Annotated in this window: 18 protein-coding genes and 1 pseudogene; 5 read left to right on the top strand and 14 right to left on the bottom strand. The window is 57.0% G+C overall.

Annotation, left to right across the window (positions count from 1 at the left end):
- Nucleotides 1-426, top strand: coding sequence for a hypothetical protein (locus R6Y96_RS02410; RefSeq protein ID WP_318621927.1), 426 nt, complete (start codon nucleotides 1-3; stop codon nucleotides 424-426).
- A gap of 45 nt (nucleotides 427-471) precedes the next feature.
- Complete coding sequence (locus R6Y96_RS02405) at nucleotides 472-1,227, top strand: DUF7289 family protein (RefSeq protein WP_318622462.1); 756 nt, start codon at nucleotides 472-474, stop codon at nucleotides 1,225-1,227.
- A 312-nt stretch (nucleotides 1,228-1,539) separates the two neighbouring features.
- Here the strand turns inward: R6Y96_RS02405 and eif1A are convergent, their stop codons facing one another.
- Nucleotides 1,540-1,869: a translation initiation factor eIF-1A gene (gene eif1A, locus R6Y96_RS02400; RefSeq protein ID WP_318622461.1), complete on the bottom strand. Its 330-nt coding sequence runs from the start codon at nucleotides 1,867-1,869 to the stop codon at nucleotides 1,540-1,542.
- 687 nt (nucleotides 1,870-2,556) lie between these two features.
- On the opposite strand from eif1A, the gene R6Y96_RS02395 reads away from it, so the two are divergent.
- Nucleotides 2,557-3,507 (top strand): metallophosphoesterase, encoded by a 951-nt coding sequence (locus tag R6Y96_RS02395; protein WP_318621926.1) that lies wholly within the window; start codon nucleotides 2,557-2,559, stop codon nucleotides 3,505-3,507.
- Between the two features lie 42 nt (nucleotides 3,508-3,549).
- On the opposite strand, the gene R6Y96_RS02390 is transcribed toward R6Y96_RS02395, so the two are convergent.
- A complete protein-coding gene (locus tag R6Y96_RS02390) occupies nucleotides 3,550-4,380 on the bottom strand; it encodes a restriction endonuclease (RefSeq protein ID WP_318621925.1) in 831 nt (276 codons plus the stop codon).
- Between the two features lie 113 nt (nucleotides 4,381-4,493).
- Here R6Y96_RS02390 and R6Y96_RS02385 point away from each other — a divergent pair, with 113 nt between their 5' ends.
- Nucleotides 4,494-5,444: a ketopantoate reductase family protein gene (locus R6Y96_RS02385; RefSeq protein ID WP_318621924.1), complete on the top strand. Its 951-nt coding sequence runs from the start codon at nucleotides 4,494-4,496 to the stop codon at nucleotides 5,442-5,444.
- Between the two features lie 5 nt (nucleotides 5,445-5,449).
- Here the strand turns inward: R6Y96_RS02385 and R6Y96_RS02380 are convergent, their stop codons facing one another.
- The 11 genes and pseudogenes from R6Y96_RS02380 to R6Y96_RS02330 form a co-directional block, all read right to left on the bottom strand.
- Nucleotides 5,450-5,632 (bottom strand): hypothetical protein, encoded by a 183-nt coding sequence (locus R6Y96_RS02380; protein WP_318621923.1) that lies wholly within the window; start codon nucleotides 5,630-5,632, stop codon nucleotides 5,450-5,452.
- Nucleotides 5,633-5,698: 66 nt separating this feature from the next.
- A complete protein-coding gene (locus tag R6Y96_RS02375; RefSeq protein WP_318621922.1) occupies nucleotides 5,699-5,974 on the bottom strand; it encodes a pro-sigmaK processing inhibitor BofA family protein in 276 nt (91 codons plus the stop codon).
- 311 nt (nucleotides 5,975-6,285) lie between these two features.
- Complete coding sequence (locus R6Y96_RS02370) at nucleotides 6,286-7,122, bottom strand: transposase (protein WP_318622460.1); 837 nt, start codon at nucleotides 7,120-7,122, stop codon at nucleotides 6,286-6,288.
- A 481-nt stretch (nucleotides 7,123-7,603) separates the two neighbouring features.
- On the bottom strand, nucleotides 7,604-8,272 hold the full coding sequence (locus R6Y96_RS02365; RefSeq protein WP_318621921.1) for a hypothetical protein: 669 nt from the start codon (nucleotides 8,270-8,272) through the stop codon (nucleotides 7,604-7,606).
- A gap of 39 nt (nucleotides 8,273-8,311) precedes the next feature.
- Nucleotides 8,312-9,511 carry an RNA-guided endonuclease InsQ/TnpB family protein gene (locus tag R6Y96_RS02360; protein WP_318621919.1) on the bottom strand — a complete coding sequence of 400 codons (1,200 nt, stop codon included), beginning with the start codon at nucleotides 9,509-9,511 and terminating at the stop codon, nucleotides 8,312-8,314.
- A 255-nt stretch (nucleotides 9,512-9,766) separates the two neighbouring features.
- Entirely contained in the window at nucleotides 9,767-10,039 is a 273-nt protein-coding gene (locus R6Y96_RS02355; protein ID WP_318621918.1) for a DUF1294 domain-containing protein, read from the bottom strand.
- Nucleotides 10,036-10,491, bottom strand: coding sequence for a metal-dependent transcriptional regulator (locus R6Y96_RS02350; protein WP_318621916.1), 456 nt, complete (start codon nucleotides 10,489-10,491; stop codon nucleotides 10,036-10,038). Before R6Y96_RS02350 ends, R6Y96_RS02355 begins: the two co-directional genes overlap by 4 nt.
- 545 nt (nucleotides 10,492-11,036) lie before the next feature.
- Complete coding sequence (locus tag R6Y96_RS02345; protein ID WP_318621914.1) at nucleotides 11,037-11,225, bottom strand: rubredoxin; 189 nt, start codon at nucleotides 11,223-11,225, stop codon at nucleotides 11,037-11,039.
- 253 nt (nucleotides 11,226-11,478) lie between these two features.
- Nucleotides 11,479-12,315 (bottom strand): ABC transporter permease, encoded by an 837-nt coding sequence (locus R6Y96_RS02340; protein WP_318621913.1) that lies wholly within the window; start codon nucleotides 12,313-12,315, stop codon nucleotides 11,479-11,481.
- Nucleotides 12,316-12,321: 6 nt separating this feature from the next.
- On the bottom strand, nucleotides 12,322-13,272 hold the full coding sequence (locus tag R6Y96_RS02335; protein WP_318621912.1) for an ATP-binding cassette domain-containing protein: 951 nt from the start codon (nucleotides 13,270-13,272) through the stop codon (nucleotides 12,322-12,324).
- A 699-nt stretch (nucleotides 13,273-13,971) separates the two neighbouring features.
- Nucleotides 13,972-15,070, bottom strand: a pseudogene (locus R6Y96_RS02330) (IS256 family transposase).
- A gap of 169 nt (nucleotides 15,071-15,239) precedes the next feature.
- Between R6Y96_RS02330 and R6Y96_RS02325 the strand changes: the two are divergent.
- Nucleotides 15,240-15,578 carry a DUF5518 domain-containing protein gene (locus R6Y96_RS02325; RefSeq protein WP_318621910.1) on the top strand — a complete coding sequence of 113 codons (339 nt, stop codon included), beginning with the start codon at nucleotides 15,240-15,242 and terminating at the stop codon, nucleotides 15,576-15,578.
- Nucleotides 15,579-15,589: 11 nt separating this feature from the next.
- On the opposite strand, the gene R6Y96_RS02320 is transcribed toward R6Y96_RS02325, so the two are convergent.
- Nucleotides 15,590-16,795, bottom strand: coding sequence for an MFS transporter (locus tag R6Y96_RS02320; protein ID WP_318621909.1), 1,206 nt, complete (start codon nucleotides 16,793-16,795; stop codon nucleotides 15,590-15,592).
- Between the last annotated feature and the right edge of the window lie 106 nt (nucleotides 16,796-16,901).

Genomic DNA, 16,901 nt, shown 5'->3' with positions numbered 1-16,901 from the left:
ATGAATGAAGACGGTGTCAGCCGGCTGACGGAGTACATCATCGTCACCGGCGTGCTGCTCGTGCTGATGATAGTCATGATGTTCACCGTCAACAGCGTCTTCATGCAGGGACCGGCGGATACGCTCCGCTACCACGCTTTCGTGGATATCGGGAACGGGATCAGCACCCGGATCGTCGACCTCTACGTGATCTCACCCGGCAACGGGACAATCGAGACAAAGTTCGACATCCCCGACGACGTTGCCGGGGCGGACTACTTTGTGGAGGCCAGCGGCAAAGGGTCGAGCCAGATGATCCTGGTGCATGGCGGCAACGTCCAGAGCCAGGTTGCCATCGCCGGCATCGGGGCGACCAGGACCGTGACCGGTAACACCACCGGTGCGGGGTGGAACAGGATCCAGTACAACTCAAGCGGGTTTGAATGAGAATGACACAAAACAGGGTTTTTTGGGAGGAAAAGAACCGTGAAGATGAATGAGCGGGCGGTATCTGAAGCGATCGGGTTCATCATCATCCTCGGGATCGTCATGAGCGGCATCGGCCTGGTCACCCTCTACGGCTACCCGGTGCTCGTGAAGGAGCAGAGCAACACCGATGTCAGGAACATGGAGCGGGCGATGATCGTCATCCAGAACGACATGAAGAGTCTCTGCTTCAAGAACGTTCCCTACAAGGAGACCACGCTCCAGGTGAGTGGCGGGACGCTGGAGGTGATCAACGCCACCAGTTACGGCGGCTTCATCAACGTTACTAACGGCACCACCCAGTTTCAGGAGAACTATACCGTAGGTGCACTGACCTACCGCTCCAACCGGGGCACCGAGGTGATCACCCTGGAGAACGGTGCGGTGATGCTGCGCCAGGAGGGATCGGATGGTTCGGCGATGCTCGCCGAGCCGCGGTGGTTCTATGATGAAGCCACGAAGACGTTTGTCGTATACATCATGAACATCACCGCCGACGCGTATATGGCGAAATCGGGGATGACGACGGTGAGGATGAGCCTTGAAAATTCGACTACGCAGTCGATACCGGTTTGGCCCGGAAACAAAGTGACGGTAGAGTATAAGAGCGGTTCGTCGGGCGACTACTCGACGGCGTGGGAGAACTACCTGACCGGCACCTCGGTCGGGATGGAGAGGACCGCCATTGATGGTAAATACGAACGGAACGACGTCGATAAACTCGTCATAAAAGAGTACAGGATCAAGATCCTCGATATCTAACCTTTTTTGACTCTAATACTGCATATCGTCGGGCGCTGCCCCAGTACTTCAGTCGTTTCGGCAACCGGGACTGAACAATGCGGCCTCGTGCAATACGGTAACGAGGAGTTGGCAGCACTCGGTGGCCGGACTTCGCGGCTTCGCGCTCTTCGCGCGAGACCGTATTGGTATCTTCGCCCATCAACTCACGCGAAGGCGCGAAGAACGCAAAGGGAAGTCAATGGATTGACCTCCTGAAAACTACCTCAGCCATTTTAGCGAAGTACTGTGCCCGATCTCCCGGCGGGCGGAGGGTATGGAGTAAAAAAGATATCAGAGATACCCGTTCTTTCGGAGCCACTCTACCTGGGGGTTTGTGTACCGGTATACTATATCGCATTTCTCGTCCTGGAAAGCCCAGGGAACAACGATCAGGACGTCGCCTTCCCGGATCCAGACCTTCTTCTTGATCTTACCCTTGATCCGCCCGATGCGCGTCACACCGTCGAAACAACGGACCTTTATATGGTTCGCACCAAGCATCAGTTCAGCGCTGCCGAAGACCTCCCGGTTCCTCTTGTTCGGCAGGCGCACCCGTATGATCTCCTCCCCGCCATCCCCTTCTCCACTGGACGCCGGTTTGCGTTTCGCAGGATCTGTCAGTTCACCAACCCCAACGTTTTTCCAGAGAGTCTGCTCATCTCCAGTTTATACAACTGCTGGCTTATCAAATATTCTCCCGGCGAAGTGGCGGGGGCGCTCCTAAGGACGCCGGTGCGAACTTGCGCACTGCAACCAGCAGGAACCCGTCGGTGCTGCGGTAACCTGAACCACCCAACGCGGATACCCCGACGCTTCAAGCACGGAGCCGCCAGCCCCCTGACGAACGATGGCAGTTTCATGAAAACCCCCGCCAACCACCGATGGAGGATGGCGATGATCACGGCCAATCCGCCTCTGGAGGAACAAACACCGCAAAAGAGTCAGCCATGGCCATGAGAGGTTGTTCTCCCCGCTGGGGGGATCAAGGTGGACTCGCCACCGGTGCAGCGCCAGCATGAGGGCACCAGACCAATACCTTCCTCGGTTTGATAAACCTCTCTCTCCATGGATGGATTCCGGGCGGGTGGCAACCGCCGCGCACCTACTCCCATCCGGAGCCGGGGTGGCCGTATTTTTCGAGACATATCGCAGAGAAGAGTGGTGGGGGTGGTCAGCCGCAAAAGACGTTCACCGCGGTGGTGATTCGGTGGCATCAAACCATGAGCGAAGAGGTTTGATGGCCTCCAGCATACCCCCGCCGCTCAATTCGGATCTTATATATTTCCAGGAGATCAAAAACATACCGCAGTGAAGTTGAAGGCTCCTGGCGCACGGTATATCGCGTTCCTGATACTCATCCTGATCCCGTCGGTGACAGGCTACATGGCCTGGGAGGCACGGGAGGTCAATGTTACCGTCCTCGAGATCGATGGCGCGCCGGAGGGTATAATATATATCACCGATCCCCACGTCCAGGCCTCAAACATCGATCACGTCCGGGCGGTGATCGCCGAGATCAACCGTCTGGAACCCACCATTGTCCTGATCGGCGGCGACTTCGTCACCGGTGAGGAAGAGGACTTCGCGTTACAGGAGGTATGGAGTCAGCTCGATGCACCGACCTACGCCGTGCTCGGGAACCACGACTACCGGGTTGGGATCGACGGCACGACAGGCCTCGAGCGAACGCTTGCCACCAGAGCATCAGCCACACTCGCCGCCGACGGCTACGACGTCTCGGCCTTGAACGACGGTTCCGCCGATACCGCGTTTGCCGAAGAACTCATCGCAACCCTTGAGGAGAACGGTGTCCATGTCCTCCGTAACGAGTATCTCCGACTGACCGCCGGTGACCGGGAGATCGTCATCGTCGGGATCGACGACGGCTGGGCCGGGATGGCCGATCCCCCCTCGGTGCCGAAGACTGAGGCTTTCACAGTCTACCTGATCCACGAACCCTCCTGCAGGGCCGACTGGGACGCCGACCTCATCCTCGCCGGGCACACCCACGGCGGCCAGTTTCTCTTTCCGATCATCAAGCAGTTGAACGACCAGGGTAGCATCGAACTTGCCGGGCTCTTTGACGCCGATGGCCGAACACCGACCTACATCTCACGCGGGATATGCAGTGCAGACCTTGCAGGAGTCGAACTCCGATTCAACTGCCAGCCAGAGATCGTCCTGATCAACCCGACCGACGAACAACTCCAGGCCCTCGAAGATCCCGTAGATCTCATCCACGTTCCGAGGAAGACGTGAGAGGTATCCCCGCCCTGAAAAATTGTTATCCGCCCGCCTCTCCTACTGCTCGAGTATCGCCCGCGCCCGGCCGGCAACAAGCAGCACGTCCTTCTGTGGAACTCCCGAAACGTGGGCTATGGCTGAGGCATCACCGTAGGCGACCTGTTTCGCCATGACGAACCCGGCGGCAGCCAGTCTGGCGATGCTCGACTGACTCGCCCCTGCAACGATCGTTACGGGGTAGGACTGCGTCTCCTCGATCATCGATCTCAGGTTCTGCTCCTCCGGATGGTCCCAGCCTATATGCCCTATGCCGCGGCAGTTTGAGTAGCGTTTCGCATGATCGGTGAGTTTGGTGTTACAGACCAGCAGGGCGCCGTCGATCGAGACCGGGCACCGCCCCGCCCGGAACCCCTCCTGCAGATCCTCAACTATCGCCCGGGCTATCCGGCCTTCGTCGAGGCCGGTCATCCGATGGGGACTCACGTGGTGTTTCACCTCGACAAAGACGGTGGTGCCATCTTTCTGCGCGATGCCGTCAACCTCGTGCTCACCGCAGAGCCCGGCGAGGACGCATCCGGCCTCCACCTGGTAGCCATGCTCCCGGAGGAGAACCCTCACAAACTCCTCAAACTCCGGTTTAGAGCGAAGAAGCGCGAGCGCTCGCCGCAGATTTGTCCGATATGCGACGGCCGGCCGGACGATGCGCGCGCGGGCACGGACCATCTGGAGGATCGCAGATGTCTTCACGCCGTCAGGCACAGCCTCTTCAATCTCGCGGGCGATCCGTTCGGCATCCCCCATCCCCACACCCATCTTCTGGAGCGTCCGCTGCACCTTCCCCCGATCGAAAGGCTGACGGCTGCCGTTGGCCTTCGTGACGTATTTCATAAGGGAAGTTATCTCATCACGCCGGGTGAAAAAACGTTTGGTAAAGGTTTTTTCCGGCGACCGCCACAACGATGGCGCACCCTTATCAGTTCCCGTGAGATAACTGTAGGCAGATGGAACCGATACAGCAGCCCACCGTTCTGATCCTGGGCGCAGGGGCGGTCGGGCTCTCGCTCGCCGGGAAACTCCACGACGTCGCGACGGTCTGCGTGGCCTGCCGCCAGGCCCATGCCAGCGCGATCGTGGAGCGGGGGCTGGTGATGGAGGGGGTCTGGGGAGACCGCACCGTCCGGGGTATCGGCTGTGTCATGGGGCCGGAGGATCTCCCAACTTCGATTGACTATATCATCATAACCGCGAAGGGCACCGACACCCGGGCGATCTGCGAGGAGTATGCCGCGGTGATCCGTGACAGACCGACGGCAACCCTCCAGAACGGCATCGGAAACGAAGAGATCATTGCGGAGTATACCGACACCGTCATCGGGGGAACGGTAACAACGAACTTCTCGGTGTCTGGCCCGGGGCACGTCCGCGTCCTGAGCGAGAGCGCTCCCATGCACCTCGGGATCTGGTCCGGCGGCGCCGACGCCGCCCGCGCTCTCGACCGCCTGATCGCCCTGATCCGATCCGCCTCCATCCCGGTCGAGGCCGAGCCCGATATCCGTGCAGGCAAGTGGGCAAAAGCCCTCCTCAACATCGCGGTAAACCCGATCTGTGCCCTTCTCCGCGCCCCTGTGGGGGTTGCCGCCGACCCCGAACTCCGGGAGACCGTCTCCGGCCTGATCCGGGAGACCTTTGCCGTCGCTGGGGCTGAAGGGGTGAAACTCCCCTGGGCGACCCCCGATGAATACCTCGGATACCTGTTCGGTGTGCAGGTTCCCAACTTCGCCGCGGTCTACCCCTCCATGTACTACGACCTCCAGCACGGCCGCAGGACAGAGATCGACCTCCTCAACGGGTATATCGCAGCCGCCGGGGAGAGACATGGTATAGAGACGCCCTACAACCGCTGCATCACAGGGCTTGTCCGCTCCGCCGAAAAGCAGCCCGGGAGGTCATGATACAGTCACGCCCTGCCACGTTTTGCCGCGAGTCTGCGGGCCGCTTCTCTTGCCCTCGCCTCCGTCCTCCAGAGACCCATCCTGCCGGCCGGGTTGCCCTCACCGTCGTAGAGTTCCACGTGGTAGCCGCCGCCGTCCTGGCGGGAGAAATGGACCTCACCGATGATGCTGGGCCCGTACTCCTCCATATCCCTGGATCTTATCGCCTGGGTGTTATGATGGTTCCACGCACCCTTTCCATATACCGCCCCGCCTCAGATGGAGAGCGGGAACCCGAGGAGGTGGAGCACCAGCGTAATGATGACGCCAAATACTCCGCCTATAGCACAGACCAGGACGGTGATGATGTTGATCGGGATATCGGGCCGGCCAACCATGCCCATCAGGCCAACAAGATTGATAACCCAGAGCAGGATCACACCAACGACGGCGTTTATGATCAGCCCCGTCACGCTCTTTACCAGCCTGTAGAGGACAAACGCAATAACGATCACCAGTATAAGGGCGAGAAGCCCGGTGAGTAAGCTCATGCTGCTTCTACGACGCGCTGGGTATTGAAACCTTCCTGCGGGGGTGAAGAGGACATTGAGGCCATCAATCCAATGCCCTCACTGGTTTGATGGCAACTTTCAGCGACCACGCAGATCCCTCCCTCATCCCCCACCCTCTGTATAATTAGAATCCTCCACCTCATCTCCCACCCTCTCATAGAGACGATACCTCGAGCCTTGAGAGCAAATTGTGGCAGAACCTGGAAAACTGAAGACAGCTCCCGCTCTTCATGTCCCCCCATATTTCGGGGGGGAAAGTTCCCTCAACTCCGACTGAGTATCAGATTCCCTCAGACCAGTGCACTCAGGTGCGTTGGATTCTTCAGTCCCGCGCGCAACCCGAACAGAAGGAGAATTTGATATGCAACGAAGTTGAGAGTCATATAGAGTTTCCGGCTCTCATGTCGGATCCCTTTGAGGTGAAAGGTTACAGATGCCTTAATCCGGCCATGTATCCGTTCACACTCACCGCGGCTTTGTATGAGAGTTGGGAATTCCGGGTCGAGAAGATTCTTGTTTCGCAAATGCATCCCGACCTGTTCAACTCTTCCATGCTGGTATAGGAATCGCAACTGTTGAGTCAGGGGAGCATGGATATCTCCCCCTGCTCTCCAGAGTTTGTTGACCCAATGCCGGATGCGTGGTTCCGTCCCTTCTTCCTGGATCACTGCCCCATCCCGGGTATCAATACAGGGTCGAGCATTCAGATGATACCAGAGGTGTGCATGTGCCTCGTATGAGTCGTATCCGGTATCAAGCAGCACAAGACTGAGTTTGGGTTTCAGCGCCTCCACTCTCTCGATAAGTGGAAAAAGGTGGGTTAAATCCGCATCAGTCCCATTCGAGTAGACCATGGTGAGTGGGTATGGTCCGAGATGGAAGATATGCGCTTTATCCATCTTAACCTGGTAATGCGGGTGAAAAAGAGCATATCTGTCATACCGGGATGCTTCGATTGGAGTTGAATCGATGATCCCAACCCTCTCCTCCTGTGCCCAGAGAACAATTGCCTCACCTACAAGATGCATGAGCCGTTCCACACCTTCGACGCCGAGACGATATTTCACAAAACTGTGGAGTGTTGCAGGATTGGGCAATAGATACCCTGCTTTCAGTCTTCTCTGCACCAAGGTTGAAACAATCATCCTCTGTCAGGAGACGAATTGTCCGGACATAGGACTGTTTCCTGAAACACTTGATGACAAGTAGTTTGATCATAAGAATAACCGGATAATGGAACCGAGAGACCTGTCTGGAGTAGTATTCTCGTTCAATAGTCTGTGCAATGGTGTCCAGATAGGGCGAACTGAGGAACTCCGTGAGAGAGAACCCTGGTTCAATCTCTTCAAATCCGTCTTCTTTTGCCAAAAACTCGGTGTTAAAGGCCATGAGCCATTTTGGGGCCAGGTATATATACCTGCCGGAACAGCCCTTATCGAGGCGCAAAAAAATTAGCAGACCTGGTAAATCTCCGGTAAAAACCAGATAAACTGGCAAGGTGCGCCAGAGGCGCGCATACTACCGGAAAAGAGAGAAGAGTTTATAAGCCAGATCGTTGATTTGATGGGCTCACATTCGGGCGGATGTTGGATCCGCCGGCAACGGAGATTAAGTGGACAGCACGGCACCCAATCGGTTAAGCAGCGGCACCAACGGCCGCAACGCATCATCACCACACTCCGTGTAGATGAGGCCTAGGACGGCCATGGCGAGGGCCGCCTTCTCCTGCTCGAGAGTCTCCCCGGCCGGGCGACGGTGATTCCCGCCGCCGATCAGGTTCTCGTAGAGAGACCAGCGGTCGCAGAGCGCCGCGAGTTCCTCCGATCCCACCCTCCTCCCCGGCAAGATCTTCAGCCGGAGGGTGACGTCCCCGATGAGAGCGAGGGCCTGGATGCCGGTCGAGGTGTTTGCAAGCCTGGCAAGGTCGTTTGCCCTTACCGGCAGAGCACCTTCCTCGAACCCGGCGAGGATACCCGAAAATAGGCGGGAGGCAGAGGGATCGACCAGGATCCAGGGCAGCGTCTCCGGAGACCTGAATGCATACCCGGTCTCGTGTTCGATGCGGGGAATGGTCTGTTGCCTCACCCGGTAAACCTCATCTATCATGCGGGCGGTCGCCCTTCTCCACCCCCGTATACGCCGGAGCCTCCTGGACTGTCGGGCTGAACGACGGTGCGCAGGGACGTACTCCAGGCGGTAACGGCGTGTGAGCCAATCCTCAAGCGCGAGAAGAACCTCTTCCAGAGAGGAGGAAGTAGGTCCAGACTCATAGACCATGGGGGTAGTGTGGTGGAGAGATTGATTTTAACTTTGCTGTTATGGTGAACTACCCCGCCCTCTCGGGCGGGGCTTCCCGGCTATCATGGCCAACACTTGCACCACAGAGATGTGATGTAGAGGTCTTGGCTCCACAGGCTCAAAGGGCTGTTCCATCCCCACGCGGTGGATATTTACCGCAGCATTGTAATCTCTATCGGCAACAAACCCACAGTATGGGCATTCGTGGACTCTCTCGGAGAGCGTCTTTTTCACGATGCTTCCGCAGTTCGAACACATCTGTGTCGTGTCGCGGGGATCGACTTTGACGAGTTCCGTACCAGCACTTTCAGCCTTGTACGAGAGGTAAGAATAAAATCGTCCCCACGACGCACTGTGGATACTTCTCCGGAGCCCGCGAGATTTGCCGTTCTCTTTCAAATACTTGATATTCAGGTCTTCAACACAGATCGTCGCATAGGTGTCAACGTACTGACGGGAGAGTTTGTGCAGGAAATCGTTCTTCTGGTTGGTGACATGATCATAGACCTTCTCCAGTTTCCTTTTTGCCTTCTTCCAGTTTTTCGAGAACCGTTGTTTCCGGGCAAGACTCCGCTGGATCTTCTTGATCCTGCCCAGAGAATGTTCATAGAACCGGGGGTTCTCTATCACCGCGCCATCGCTATCGACTGCAAACGAGTTCAGACCGAGATCGATACCGACAGACTGCCCTTCACGCTTTGACTTGTAGACCTCCTGCTCTGTCTGAATGATCACATACCATCTATCGCCGGAACGGGTGATCAGGACACCCTTCACCTTCCCGGTGTAGGGTCGGTGCATGTTGAACGGAATCGTTCCGATCTTCGAGAACGTAATCGAACTATGCTCGCGATCGATCTTGAAACCCGACTGATTATAATTGAGCGTCCGGTACCGGGCTGCACTCTTGAATCGGAGTTTGCCGATCTTCCGTCCTCTCTTCTTTGTCTGCGAGAGTGCAGCGATGTTGCTCCAGAGGGTGTAGTTGACCATCTGGAGCACTTTAGAGTACACGTCCTTGAGTGCAGGATTCTCCTCTTTCAGCGTGACGATCCGCGCCTGCGTTCCCCGCATCGTCGGAGAGATTCCATTCTCTCGTGCCGTGTTGCATTCTTCGAGAAGTTTGTTGTAGAGCCACCTACAGGTATCGAGCGCGGCATTCAGCCGTGTTTCCACGGTTGCGTCTGGATACGCCCGGTACTTGTAGGAAACGATCATTTACTTCTCCATCTGCGATTCAACATACTCCTTCAGCGCATCGAGGCTTACCTGTCCTGACGTACCTGTACCGAATGTGCAGACCTATCAAGTTTATAATGTTGGGTGGATGATAATAGAATACTCAAGAGGAATATATCTATCGCAGGAAGGAAGGGCGGCTCCGCTTTCATCCCCATCGTGAACGGTGGGGACTTCCCGCTCCGCCACCTTCACCCCCGCAAGTTAAACGCATTCTGACGCTGGAGGGGTGTATCAGCAGAGACCCGCAAGGAGCACGACGGCCAGCAGAAGGTGCAGACATAGAAAGAGGGGGACGAGCCGGAAGACTCGCTTCTGCGTCTTGTGCCGGAACATCCTCATCGCAGCGAAGGCGCCAAACGGCCCAAAAAACGCAAGAGTGAGCAGCCGTTTCTCAGGGATCCTCCATGCCGAGCGTTCAGCCAGGCGCTTGTCGCGGTAGTATGTGATGAATGAAACCAGGTTTACAAGGAGGTAGACCGCCACCGCTGCTGCAACGATGGTCATTGGGATTGTTGCTCCCCCTGGGATCTGCCGGTGTTTTGTATTCGTTCGCAGATCTCCGGATCCGACCTGAGTGCCTCTACGAGCAACCGTATCTGCCGGATCGTCGTTGGGTGGAGTTCATGCTCCATGTAGCAGGCATCGGTGTTGGCTATCTTCTCCGGGACATGGATGATTTTAAGAAACTCCTTTAAAGTATCGTGCCGGAACTTGACTGCTTCGGCAACCTCACGCCCAGCAGGCAAGAGAACCACACCCTCGTAACGGCGGTAATCGACAAAACCCATACTGCCAAGCTTTCGAAACATCTCCACAACTGTTGATGGACTGACGTCCAACTCGCGCGCCACGTCCTTCGTGCGGGCGTAACCCTTCTCCAGCGTGACGTTGAGTATGGCCTCAAGGTAATCCTCGACTCTCCTGCTCAGGTTTATCCTACATCCACGGTGTCTCATATTGGTGTCTCATACGGCAAATTTAGAGCCTGACTTAAACGACCAACGATCGAGAAGTCGGGTCGGCATGGGGTCTTTCAATCTCTGGCACCAGTTCTAGATAGGTTCACCTTCGATACCGGATAGTTTCTCGTGTGGTGATATGATTGTTATTCTCACTTGTTTCCGCTTCAAGCAACTTCCAGGTAGTGGAAGGGTGAAAGGAACGCCTCGGGGCGTGCGAACTCAAGAGAGACGCTGGAGTGGTTACCTGCCCGATTGTCACGCGTCATGTCACCATTTTTTCGCTCCGACGTCCCCATCAACAGAGTGACCGGTTCAATCAGTTCTTCAAATAAAAGGTAGGTGGTTTGGGCGTAATCAACCACATCCAAACATTCTTAGGTTGAATGGTCTTTTCCGAAACCGGCATGGGATAACATCGAACAAAACACGAGATGAGCGCACCTGGAGAAGCCAGTGGTCAGCCTGCTCGGGCGGACACGCCTGGAGGAAACATGCTCCTGCCCGCCAGGCAATGGATGGTGTGCAAGCGGCCTGACCGCTCAGAGCCCGAGCCGCCCGAGTGGCGACAAGAATACTCTGAACTTACTCTTCTCTGCAAGGCAGATCGGACAGCGCCAATCATCGGGTAGGTCTTCAAACGCGGTTCCAGGCGGCGCATTCACATCCCCGGTCTTCGGATCGTAGATATGGCCGCATATCGAGCAACGATATGTCTGCAGGGTTGTCATCAACTTGGAAGTTGGCCGGCTGCAGACTTAAAACCAACTACACGAGCCTCCACAGGCCAGATATCGAGCCGCGAATGGGAATGCCAGTATAACAGAGACTCTCAGCGTAGCCCCCTCCTCTTGATCATCTTCAGCAGACGGATATCCCTGATCACCGCTTAACGTGGTTCTGTCCACGGGTTCTCATAACGCGATTGAGACAGTGCGGGGTAAACCGGGACAGGAACACGGCGATTTCCGGGAGGAGGTACCCTCACGCCACAACTGCCCTCTCAAACGCCCTTCGGGCAAGGAGGTACATCACTGCTGCAAAGACCGCCAGGTACGCAAAAGATGTGAGGACGTCACCTGTTGTGATGGTGTAGCGAGCACCAACGGCAAAGAAATCGTTTCCCAGAGCAAAGTAGCGGATCCCGGTAACGAGATGGGTCAGCGGGTTGTAGGCCGAGAGAACCTGCAAAAACGGCGGGAACGCCTGGATGGGGTAGAGGGCGTTTGAGACGAAGAAGAGTGGCAGTGATAGGAGCGTCATGATCCCCTGCAGGCCCTCAGGACTCTCGAGCCGCATCGAGATGTTGGAGGAGAAGAGAAGAAACCCAAGCGAGAATGTTCCAAGAAATGCAAACACGCCAATTACCGAGAAGGCAATCCTGGCAACCGAAAACCCGTGGAAGAACCGGACACCCAAAACGAGCCCGAAAACCATGATGATACCCGCCTGGATAAACGACTTTGTCATCCCCGATAGGCTGACACCAAGCATGATGTGCGTCCGTGGCATGGGGCTTGCAAGCATCTCCCGCATCAGCCCCCAGTTCTTATCGAACAGGAGGCTCATCCCCCCATAGAGGCTCGTAAATAGTGTGGTCATCGCGATCACCCCCGCGGCCATGAAGGTGAGGTAATCAACCTGGACAACCCCTGCGGGTACGGGTATGGAGGATGTAAACCGGTCGAGGTTTGAAGACATCGCGATCCCGAAGAAACCCATCCAGAGCGCCGGCTGGAGGAGCGACGAGAATAGTTGCGTCCTGAACCGGACAAACCTGATCATCTCCCGCCAGTAGACGGTAAGAAACTCCCATGCCATAGCCGCTCACCCTCCCCCGTCGCGCAGTTCCCTGCCGGTATAGTGAACAAAAACGTCGTCCATGGTCGGTTTTTTCAGGTTCACGCTCACGATCTCGATCCCGGCCTCGCGCAGCCGATCGATGATCCGGGGGAGGGCGTGACTCCCGTCGGCCGAGATCGCAACCGAGAGACCACGGGGCGACCCGGTGATCGACCTGACCTCCTCCATCCCCAGGAGAAACTCACGGGCCCCTGAATCATCCCGGGTCTCAAGGTAGACGACATCCTCTCCCAGGGTATTCTTCAGTTCATCCGGCGTGCCGGAGATGACGATCCTGCCATGATCCATGATGCTGATCCTGTCTGAGAGCATATCAGCCTCCTCCATGTAGTGCGTTGTCATGAATATCGTCGTCCCGGCTTCATTCACCTGCCGTATGTAGTCCCAGATCCGCATCCTTGTCTGGGGATCGAGCCCCAGCGTCGGTTCGTCCAGGAACAGCACCTCCGGCCGGGTCAGGAGACCACGGGCGATCTGGAGACGGCGTTTCATGCCGCCGGAGAGGTTTTTTGTCAGTTCATTCCGTCTGGCATCGAGTTCCACGACCGCAAGAAGGTCTTCAATCCGCCTACGCCGTTCATCGCGGGGGATGCCGTAGATCCGGCCGTGAAACTCCATCGTCTCCCAGACCGTGAGATCGCGGTCGAGCACCTCTTCCTGGAAGACGACCCCGATAACCTCCCTGACCTTCCTGGGTTCCAGGGTGACGTCGTGACCGGCGACCCGCACCCTGCCCTTCTGGAGGGGGAGAAGCGTTATCAGTATGTTGATGGTAGTACTCTTCCCCGCGCCATTTGGACCGAGAAAAGAGAATATCTCACCTTTTTTGACGGCGAAACTGATCCCCCGCACAGCCTCAACCTCGCCAAACGTATGTTCAAGGTCCACCACCTCGATGATGTCGGTCGCTTCCATCGGTCACCATCCAGTCGCGCGTAACAGTAAATCTCCTCCTGTAGCATGATATCCCTTTTCCCCTGTCGGGGGGATGAGCGCGCTGCAAAGAATCGATGGAGAGCAGAAACCATCAAAAAAGTGTACAGCCGGTTGACTTCAGAGCCCTGCAAGACGCATGCAGACACCCAACGTCAACCCCGACATGGCCGATGTAGCCGAGAGGGCAGCAAGCACGGCGGCGTTCACCATCGGACCCGTCATGAGCGGGGTGTAGGTCGGGTTGGACTGCAAACGCCGCACAACCCTGAACGGCTTTGCGGTCGCCGAGATCGGGGGTTTATAACGTTTGATCCTCGTTTGAGACACCTCCCTGTACCGGGTGAACAACCCACAACACCCGATCGACTCTCCTGTAGATAACGGTTGTGGTTTACCAGCATCTCCGAAAGGGTTTGTGACTTTCATAGGAAGTAACACCATTTCCAGTCAGGGACCCGGGTGTGGTTAGAGTGGTGAACTACCCCGCCCTGAATGGCGGGGTAGTTCACTGAAGACACAACTATCCACAGGGGGAAGAACGCCAGGACAATGACCGGCACCGACAGAGCGCGTAAGAGTTGATTGGATTTTCTTTCTTCCATAAAGACTCCTCCGAAGACATGAACGGTAACGTCTCAGATCTTCTGTAATTTGTCTGAGCCCTGTCTCCTTGCCTGATCACTCCTTCTCCATGGTCAAATACCTTCTGCCGGTGACCCACTCCTCGTTGATGTCCATCAGGATGGATCCGACCAACCGGAGAAGGGATTCCTCGTTCGGGAACACGCCTACAACCTTGGCTCTCCGTTTCAGTTCCTTGTTGACCCGTTCCATCATCTTCGTGGTTCGGAGCCGTTTCCCGTGCTGTTTTGGGAATGCCGTGTAACTCATACGTCCCGGGATGAATCTCTCGATCGTATTGGCCGCTTTCCGATATCCTCGTTCGTTCAGATCATCTGCAAGCTGCTGAAGTCTCTGCTCATTCCCATATGCCTCCTTCAGCCCCTCTACAACCTCCTTCTGATGTTTCCGGGGAATATTCCTCAAGACGGCCCGGGTACAATGCACCTGACACATCTGCCAGGATGCGCCGAGGAAGGCGGCTTCCGCCGCCTTCTGGATCCCGGTATGCCCATCAGAGATGACCAGTTGAACCCCGATGAATCCACGTTCTTTGAGGTCTTCGAACAATCCCGATCAGAATCCTTCATTCTCACAGTCGGTGATTCTGGCTCCCAGGACCTCCCGGTAGCCGTCGTCCCGGACACCGGCTACTACCAGGATCGCTTTGGCGACGTATCGTGCTCCGTCCCGGACTTTGTAGGAGGACGCATCCACAAAGAGGTACGGGATAGCCTGTTCGATCGGCCGCAGGAGGAATGCCTGCACCTGGCCGTCGAGGTCCCTGGCTATTCGGGAAACCGAGACTGAAGAAACCTGGTCGATCCCTGGAGGACTGACGACCTCCTGGATCTTTCTCGTTGAAAACCCCTGGTGGCAGGATTTGACGATTGCGTTCACCTGAGCCTTCTCCACCCGGGCATAGCGCCCGAAGACCTGCATCTCAAACGGGAACACCCGGAACTTCGGGTCTTGAGAGACCGATCCTTGTAGCCGTTCCGATGCGCCTTCCGTGCATCGGTGCATTCGTACTGGGTGGCTCCTGCCTGCTGGAGGGCCTCTGCGAGCATCGCCTGGTTGAGGAACCAGGTGATGCGGTCTTCATGCCGTTCTCTGAATCGGAAAGATAACCTTCGATTAACACTAATGGGTCCATGACCCTGTTTCTCCTTTGTCCAAATCCAGGTTGGATCCAGGGCCAATTCAATTTTACAGAGCTTTCGTTACGTTACCTATCCCCCATTGAACTGGCGGGGATTCGACCTGACTTGATCCTAAAGATGTATATACTACTCTCTCGAACACTCAGCGGTGAGTAAAAGTAGATGGCAGATAACTTCTGGACAGGAGTCATCGTCGGATGGCTTGTAGGGGTTCTTGTCGGGTTCCTGTTGCCTGTCGTCGGGCCGCTGGCCGGCGGATTTGTCGCCGGCTGGATGGTGCGTGGCGGAATCTGGAATGGTGCAAAAGCCGGGCTGCTTGCAGGGCTCCTTGGCGCCATCGTCATATCGCTGCTTACACTTATCGGTGGCACGGTCCTCCTCGGGGCGTTCGGGTTCATCGCGGGTCTCGGAGCGTCGATCCTCATAGTCCTGGCGGCGTTCATGTACCAGGGCATCCTCTCCCTGATCGGTGGCGCCATCGGCGGGGCACTCCACCACTAAGGCCGCAAGGCTTACAGGGTGACCTCCGGGGGCCCGACCGCGACCCTAGAGCGGTACAGCCAGAGGTAGGCCACCAGCGCTGCGGCCTCGACCACGACAACATAGGCGAGGATGTGCCCGATCGATACGTCGTAGAGGACACCCATCACGGCGCTCCCCACAAACCAAGCCGTCCCGTAGACCGCACTCAGTGTGCCGTAGACCTTCCCCCTCCGCTCAAGGCTCGTGGACGATGCGATCGAAGCCCGGAGAACGGGTTCAAAGATCCCGATCCCCGCCCCCCATACAAGCGATCCGGCAACCGCCATACGCGGATCGGGCGAGAAGGCGAGAAAAACCGTTGCAAGGCTGATGATGGGGATTGCAAGAAGAATACGGCTGCCGAGGCGATCGAAGACACGACCTAGCAGCAGCGCCACAAAGACAGAGACCACCATAGCACCCGCATAGAAGAGTGGGATTGCGGCGTCGGAGACGATCGCCCCGGCTTTAAGGTGGAACGATATGAGGGGGAAGGTGGCAAACCCGGCCATTCCCAGGAATATGAAGAGGGCATAGGGCAGGATCGAAGGGATGCTGTCTCCCTGCATCTCCTCCACCTCCAGGAACCGTGGTGACGGCACCTCCGACCGGGCCAGGAAGAGAGCAACCGCGACGCCGATGAGAGGGATGGCCAGAACCAGGAATCCATCCGTATAACCCCCGGTGACGGCCAGGGCGACGACCATGACCAGCGGGCCCGCGACCGCACCAACCTGATCGAGCGCTTTGTGAAACCCGAACCCCCACCCTCTCCCAACGGCCACCGTCGCATGGGAGAGGATCGTGTCCCGCGCCGGTGTCCTGATGGCTTTCCCGATCCGTTCGGCGATGATAAGGGCTGCCGCCGTCGCCCACTGACCGGCGAACGCAAGGAAGGGGATGGCTGCCAGCATACAGTAACCGCCAATCGCCACCTTCCAGTAGCGGTGGTTACGGCCAAGATAGGCGCCGGTGGCCGCCCGCAGGGCGTAGCCGATAAACTCGCCGGCCCCGGCAACCAGCCCGACAACTGCCGCGCTTCCACCGAGAAGGAGGAGGTAGGGGCCGGTAACGCTCCTGGCGCCGTTAGAGACCAGGCTACCGAACAGGCTTGCCACGCCCAGCAGCATGATGAGCCGGAGGGAGGTCGCCCGTAGATCCCGCTGGATCTCCGGGGATTGGGCACGCATGCTCATCTACTTGGTCATGATCCTAAAAGTAATCCACTGTAGATGGGCAGTGGACTTATCTGCACTCAACGTGAACTCTGTTACCGCACAGAACCCGGAGGCGTAGAGAATA

It is taken from the genome of Methanoculleus receptaculi, assembly GCF_033472595.1.
GTDB lineage: Archaea > Halobacteriota > Methanomicrobia > Methanomicrobiales > Methanoculleaceae > Methanoculleus > Methanoculleus receptaculi.
This window is presented reverse-complemented; position numbering and strand designations above follow the sequence as displayed.